At 39.4% G+C, this 8,027-nt stretch carries 3 protein-coding genes; 1 reads left to right on the forward strand and 2 read right to left on the reverse strand.

The genetic code is table 11. The annotated features are described in order from the left end of the window. Positions 1-521: 521 nt before the first annotated feature. Together GKP30_RS23250 and GKP30_RS23255 are read right to left on the reverse strand one after the other, a co-directional pair. Positions 522-3,938: a peptidoglycan-binding protein gene (locus GKP30_RS23250; protein ID WP_216831860.1), complete on the reverse strand. Its 3,417-nt coding sequence runs from the start codon at positions 3,936-3,938 to the stop codon at positions 522-524. 222 nt (positions 3,939-4,160) lie between these two features. Next, the gene (locus GKP30_RS23255; protein WP_216831861.1) at positions 4,161-7,235 is read right to left on the reverse strand and encodes a peptidoglycan-binding protein; all 3,075 of its coding nucleotides are present in this window, start codon (positions 7,233-7,235) and stop codon (positions 4,161-4,163) included. A gap of 281 nt (positions 7,236-7,516) precedes the next feature. On the opposite strand from GKP30_RS23255, the gene GKP30_RS23260 reads away from it, so the two are divergent. After that, positions 7,517-8,027: peptidoglycan-binding domain-containing protein (locus tag GKP30_RS23260; protein ID WP_216831862.1), on the forward strand; the 511-nt coding region annotated here is incomplete at its 3' end.

Consider the following 8,027-nt stretch of genomic DNA (forward strand, 5'->3'; position numbering starts at 1 on the left):
CCTACGTTTCAGTCACTTGCTGGGCTCCATTGTCGCTCTATGATTACCTTCACCTGCTTTTCAACCACTTGCTGGGCTCCATTGCCTCTCTATGATTACCTTCACCTACGTTTCAGTCACTTGCTGGGCTCCATTGTCGCTCTATGATTACCTTCACCTGCTTTTCAACCACTTGCTGGGCACCATTGCCTCTCTATGATTACCTCCTCTTGCTTTTCAACCACTTGCTGGGCAACATTGCCGCTCTATGATTACCTTCACCTGCTTTTCAGCCACTTGCTGGGCAACATTGCCGCTCTATGATTACCTTCACCTGCTTTTCAGCCACTTGCTGGGCTCCATAGCCACTCTATGATTACTCCCTTCTACTTTTCAACTACTCCCTCTACTCCATTCACTCTCTATGACTACCTCCTCCTACGTTTCAACAACTCCCCCACAACCAAAAGAGCCTAAGGATCCTCATCCTTAGGCTCTTTTGCTCTTTACTCTTTTTGCGCTTTTCTTTTCCCATTCACCTATTATCTGTAACGTATAAAATCAAAGTGTAACGTCGGATTTTCTAATTGATCATACAAGTTTTTAATCATAGGTACTTGTTTAGTCGCCCATTCCATATCCGTTGCATATTGAGGGAATCCTGGGTTTGCTGGGTTCCACCTCATTTTGTACAATGTGTTTTGATTATACTGGTTATGGATATAACGCTGACCAATGAACCTTGCACCACCAATCACAGCTGCTTCAGGTGTAAACCAGCCTTGGCGATACGCGTGGAACGCTCCTTGACGATATGGATCGCTATCAATTGCATTAATACCAAACATATTATGAGTTGTTCGGATACTAGATAACCTACTTCGATTGCTATCCGTTACTAACTCAAGGTTACCACTACTGTTAATACCTACATCAATACCTGTTGCTAAGCTTGATCTTCCGTGTCCAGTTTCTAGTAAGGCATGAGCAATTAAGTAAACTTCATTTACTGAATGCGCTTTTCCACCATCGATGAACGCTTGGCCTAATCCATGTAAAGCACCCTTACCAGAAAGTAAGTTGTTTAACTGACTAGCCGATACCCCAGCACTTGATGATAGTACCAAATGTTGGAAACGGTCATTTCGATCTGGATCTAAGAAGTTCACAAAATCCGATTGCCTAGCATTTCTCCATGTACTGTATCTAATTTCATACCAAACGTTACTCCCACTCACAGTCGTACCCGTTACTGTTCTCAGAAGAACAAATTCAGCATTCCTTGATGCCGTTCCAAAAAGGTGACTCGAGCCGCTTGCTGAATCTCTTACATTCGCATTACTTGTTAGCTGTGCAACCTTTGTATTACTAGCAAGCTCTGTGTGGACATATAATTTTTGACCATTATAAGAAATTTCGTACCATCTGTTACTGCCGTTAAATGTATCACCAGACACTTCGCGTAAGATCGTAAACGTTGTTCCCTGGCTGACTGTTGTAGCTATATTCGTGCTAGTACCTAATCGTGGAGACGTTCTTAAGTTTACACTTGTACCTGTGATTGCCCCACGTTCGACAATATCCGCTAAGCTACTATGGATATAGGCAGGTGCATTGCGATACCTATCCGTTTGCGGTGGTGGATTTAATGCAAGTTGTCTATCAATAGATTGTGACATTGTGTAGCTTGACTGCATATGAGTAATGATTTCTTTTGCCGTTAACTCTTCTAATTTATCTAGTGTCGCTTGATCGGCAATTCCAGTTGTAGGCAGTCCATAATCGGCTTGGAATTGTGTTAATTGACGCTTTGTAATTGGTCCAAAATAATTTGTTGGATTAGTAGAAACACCATAACCAAGCTGTGCCAATTGCCTCTTTAAATCAATTACATCTTCACGGTACATTCCTTCACGTAATGGACCATTAGCCATCTCACTTAAGAGGTCCATCATTTTCTGATCGACTCCACCATTCACTTTTAGGCTGTTTGCTGCTTGGAATTCCATTACTTGTTGTCTTGTAATCGATCCAAAGAAGTCTGTTAAACTACCAGAAACACCATAGCCCATAATCCCTAGGTTTCTCTTCAAATCAATTACTTTCGGGTCAAACACACCTAGATATAGGAAGTAGCTAGAAGTCACTTCATGTAATTTATCTAAAGTTTGTTGGTCAGCGATACCAGATGCTTGTAAACCATGTGCACTTTGGAAAGCTTTTACTTGTGTTTCTGTAATCGGGCCAAAATAATTCGTTAAAGAACTCGATACTGAAAACCCTGCTAGTTCTAATTTTAATTTAAGATCTACTACGTCATAACGGTACAGACCTAGTTTCATTGGTCCATTTGCTAACTCATCTAGTAATTGATAGGTTACTGCATCGGCCATTCCTGTAACAGGTAACCCGTAAGTCGCCTGGAACTCGCTTACTTGTCTCGTTGTAATTGGTCCGTATAGCCCTGTTGGGTTACTTGATACAGGGAACCCTAAGATCCCTAGATTAATCTTTAGTTGAATGACCCGTTCATCAGTCATTCCAGCGGATAATACATCTGAAGTCAGATCTTTCAATTTATTCAATGTAGCTTCTCCAGCTATTCCATCTACTTTTAACCCATGAGCCTTTTGGAAAGCCTTTAATTGAGATTCAGTCATTGAACCGAAGTAATTCGTCGGTGTACTAGAAACCTGAAAACCTACTTTTTCAAGATCTATTTTAAGCTGGATGACGTCTTCACGGTACATTCCTATACGTAGTGGACCTGTTGCTAGCTCATTTAAAAGATTTACAGTTGCTCTGTCCGCTACACCCGTTGCTGGTAAACGATGGTCCGCTTGAAATTCACGTACTCTTTGCGTTGTGATTGGTCCATAATTTCCATTCGGATTACTTGAAACATGGTAGCCCAGAATTCCTAAGTTCACTTTTAACTGAATTACTTCTGCTTCTGTTAGTGAAGCAATGGTTACTTGTTTATTTAGAAGCTCTTCAATTTTATCTAATGTAGCTTGTCCTACAATTCCATCAGCCGTTAATCCGTGTGCTTTTTGGAACGCCATAACTTGCGTATTAGTTTGTGGACCAAAGTATCTGGTTGTATTACCTGGCACTGTAAAATCAAGTGCATCTAGGTCCTTTTTTAACTGAACCACATCATCACGATACATGCCAATACGTAACGGACCTGTTGCTAATTCGTTTAAACGATCAATTGTGTCCTGGTTTGCTACTCCTGTTTCAGGTAATCCGTAGGCAGCTTGAAACTCAGTTACTCTTTGGGCAGTAATTGGGCCGTAAAAAGTCGTTGGATTATCGGAAACTTTGAAGCCCATAATCTCTAAGTTTATTTTTAAGTCTACGACTCTATCATCATAGTCTCCTAGTTGAAGTACATCTTCAACAGCCATACTAGTTACTGAAGCAGCTGCAACTTCCTCTTCGGCAGTAACCAATTCTTGAGTTTCTTGATCGTTAGTATGTTCAACCTCATCGATTTCAGAAGTTTCTAGGTCTTCTGACTCATCTTTATTGACTGTTATATCACCAGTAGATAATAGAAGATCACTATCTTCATATAATTCATCAGCCTGTTCAAGAATAAATAAAAACAACTCTTTATCTACTGTTCCAGTTACCTCAAGCTCATAGAATTCTTGCAATAACTTCACTTGCTCTTCAGTTGCTTCATCGAAAATTTCAATGTCTAAAATTTCTTCTTCTGTTGGTTCATACAATTCAAATTCAATTTCTTCAATATCGATGTCATAACCTAAAAGCTTAAGTGCTTGCTTAAGTTCTACAACATCCATACCGTGTGAACCAACTTCTAAAATGAAGTATTCTTCAACATGGTTAGTTTCAATTGCATGTGTCCAATTTGATGTAACAGGGACGAATACTACCATTGTTGCTGTTACTCCAGAGATTAAAGAATACCTAATACTTTTCAGCATTTACAAACCCCTTCCAATTTGACAAGACTAGACAAAATACTATATGTATTCTAACCGATTAAATAAAAGCAAGTAAATAGTATAATAGAAACTATTCATGTAATATAAGCCAAAAATCACTTGAAAGCCTGTTCATTTTCCTACAAAAACCCAATACAGGACTTTAGTTGCAAGAAAAAAGAAGAGTGACCATAAGTCTACTCTTCTTCTTTAAATTGTCATTTAACGTTTTCTTGCCTCATCAGCAATGTATAAGCCGACCGTGCGATTCTGTGTCCAAATTCGACTCCAGTTACTTAGCGGTACTGGCCTTGGGCCAACAAATGGTGATATTTCAGGTGTAAGTGCTGGTTTCTTTTGACTTAAGATAAACCAATCTGTAAATCCACCGCCACTCGCGCTATGCTGTAGGTTGATAGGCGAATAGCCTGTAATATTAGAAACCCCTCGCGCTATTCGTTGAGAATACGGTTCCTGGTTATAGCGAGTATAAATTACTTCACCTGATGAGTGATACGAGATCGCTGTCAGGAAATTTCTGCTCAGCGTAAAGTCATAAAGAGCTTTCGCTTCTGGTTCACTTAAAGGTCTTGTCCCCTTATAGTTGGATGGGCTAGGTCTACCTGGATTTCCAGTGATCGTATCCCATAATGCTGGAAATTGGCGATTTAAGTCAACACCACGAATGTTAGCCTTCCAAGACGAAAAGTTCGTGCTTCCTCCATTGATTGCGATTACTTGTGACGGATTTTTAGCAGTACTCGCACCTTGTTGAACGAGCATAACTCCATCTGGATTTACCATCGGCACAAACCAAATGCTTACATCGTTTAGTATACTTCTAACATTATAACTTCCAATATTGTAATGCCCCGCATAAGCTCTTGCATATTCATCGACCATTTTCATTAGTACGTTGGTTGTCATATGCTCACGTGCATGGTTAGACCCATTAAAGAATACTTCTTTTGAGCCTGTTCCTAATTTAATCGCATAAAGATTACGTCCATCAACTGATTTACCGATAACTCTTGTTTCAATTAAGCCTGGATAGAAAAACTCTAGAGTATTAATATCTCTTTGAAGCTGTCTGTAGCTGTAGTTTTTACTTCCATCAACAATTGAGCTGACACTTCGCGCCACTTCATTATTAACAACTCGCTCTAACATTCTTTTCGTTGCTTTATCTACGATTCCTGTTTCAGAAAGGCCATATCGTTTTTGAAACGCTTTTACCCGCAATTCGGTCGAAGGGCCAAAATAGTTTGTTGGGTTGTTTGACACTTTAAACCCAGCTCGTTCTAGATTTAGCTTTAATTCGATAACATCGCGATGGCGTAAACCATTGTATAGTATCCCTGATGCATTTCGCAGCTCATTTAGTGTAGTGTTGTCTACAATACCCGTTTGTGATAGGTTCTTACTTGCTTGGAACTCTTTCACTCGAGTGGTTGTTATAGGTCCAAAATAATTGGTATTTCTATTAGAAACGCGGAAACCTGCTTCTGCCAGCATAATTTTAAGTATAACGACATCGTCGCGATACATTCCCTCTTGCAAAGGCCCAGTAGCTCTTTCTCTTAACAGCTTTAACGTTCTTGAATCAGCTGCACCTGTTACAGGTAAATTAAAATCACTTTGGAATTCTGAAACCATTCGTTCTGTTATTGAACCATATAGTCCAGTTGGTCGATCCGATACATCGTATCCTAGTACTGCTAAATGGATCTTCATTTCTCTTACTTTACTATTATTCAAGCCTAGGTATAAACTTCCATTTGCCAACTCTGCTAATAGATTTACTGTTTCGCTATCAGCAATTCCGTCAGCTTTTAACCCAAATGTTTCTTGGAATGAAATTAGGGTAGAAGTAGTAATAGAACCAAAATAGTTTGTTGGATTATTTGAAACCTTAAAACCTACTTTTTCTAAATTAATCTTAAGGTTGACAACATCGTCGCGATACATTCCCTCACGTAATGGGCCCGATGCTAATTCGTTTAATAGCGTTACAGTTATTATATCTGAAACACCTGTTACTTCAAGTCCGTAGTCTCTTTGAAACTCACTTACCATGCTAGCTGTAATGGTACCATAAAATGTAGTTGGGTTACTCGAAACACTATATCCTAGTATGGCTAAGTCCATTTTTAATTGAACGACGTCACGGTGAGACATTCCTTGTTTTAAAGCTGTAACATCTATAAGCTTTTCCCAAACATCATTTGTAACGACTCCAGTTGCAGCTAATCCATAATCCTTCTGGAATGCCTTAACCTGACGCTCTGTGATAGGTCCGAAGAAATCCGTTGGGTTACTTGAAACCGAATGGCCTGTTTTGGCCAGCATGAGTTTAAGGTAAATGACTCGCTCATCGTACACACCGTTCCAGAGGTTATTCTCACTAGCTGCTTCCAATGCTTGTAGTGTTTCGCTAGATGCAACACCAGTTACTTCTAACCCTTGCTGCTCTTGAAACGTTTGAAGCTGCCTAGCAGTTATTGGTCCGAAGTATGTAGTAGGGTTGCTGGAAACGCTAAGACCGTTACGATATAGGAGAATTTTTAAATCGACTACATCATCGCGGTACATCCCTTGGCGAAGGTCTCCAGTTGCTAACCCTTCTAAAAGTAGCCATGTTTCCTCGTCAACGGCCCCAGTTATTTGCAGGGCAATATCTCTTTGGAACTGTTCCACCTGATTTCGAGTCGTTTGTCCATAATACTCAAGCGGCTGATCTGACGTAAAATAACCTAAAGTATGGAGGTATTCTTTTAACTCTCTCACTTCAGGTTTCTGATCTCCATATTGAAGGAAGAAAGTAGTTTCCTCGATCTTTTCCGAAGTCGCTTCCTTTTCAGTGAGATCCTGTTCTACGTCCTGATCTCCTTCAACCACTTCCTCAATAATTTCATTTTGCTCATCATCTTGTTCATGGAAGATAATGACTTCTAAACCTTCAATCGTTGCAATAGCTAGACCGCCTTCATCAAGAAACACGATAACTAAATTAGGGAGATCTTCTGTTGTTATACCTTCAATTTCATACTTTCCTTCTTCTACATACTCCACCGAGTCAATGAGTTCATCTTCTAAATAAAAAAGGACACCCTCTATGACTAGCTCGGATAATATCCTAAGAGTAATAGATTCTTCTTTTAATTCTTCAATAAAAATAGTCTTCTCTTTCTCAATTTCTTCTGCATGAACACTATCATTTGCCATTACTGAAAAAGAACTTACAGGTACGATCAAAAGTAAGCACATCAATAATGACAAAAATCGTTTGACTATCATTACAAGCCCCCTCCCATTTTACATATAATCTCAGTTTAATAGTTTTTCGACAAAAATGATAGTATGAAAAGACTAAAGCAATCGTCTCCCTACCTTTTTTGTCTAATCCTGAAATATCGAACAAATGTCACTGATTTTTTATTATAAAATTTTACTTTTTTCTCCATTATTTTAGGGAATAAACGACTAGAACTTATGTCGGAATAAAGAAATTTGTAGTATGATGTAAGTTGGAATGAAACAAAAGAAGCGTATTATTTGGAAGGAGTGTATATAGCATTTTGAAGTTTAATAAATTAGTAGTTTTGACTATTACTATCTTACTAGCCTTTGGGTGGGGGCTCATAAGTTTTCAGGACACAAATGCAGAAACCATTGTATTACAAAACGGTGACCGACACGCAGATGTAATAACACTCAAAATCGACTTGGACAAAGTTGGGTTTACTGTACCTGGAAATACGACCAACTACTTTGGGTCTCAAACTGAAGCTCAAGTCATGGCTTTTCAACAAATCCAAGGTTTACCAGTTACGGGGGTTGCTGATGCACAGACTTTACTAGCCTTACAACATGCCGTTATTGCTGCTTCTGAATCCACTCCTACTGGTTTACGCTTTGGCGACCGCAATGAGGCTGTTATCCAACTAAAAATTGATCTCGATCAGGTTGGATTTACCGTGCCTGGGAATACGACCAATTACTTCGGTTCTCAAACCGAAGCTCAAGTCATGGCTTTTCAACAAAGCCAAGGTTTACCGGTTACGGGGGTTGCTGATGAGCAAACATTAC

Origin of the sequence: Alkalihalobacterium elongatum, assembly GCF_019024285.1 — a bacterium.
Lineage (GTDB): Bacteria > Bacillota > Bacilli > Bacillales > Bacillaceae_F > Alkalihalobacterium > Alkalihalobacterium elongatum.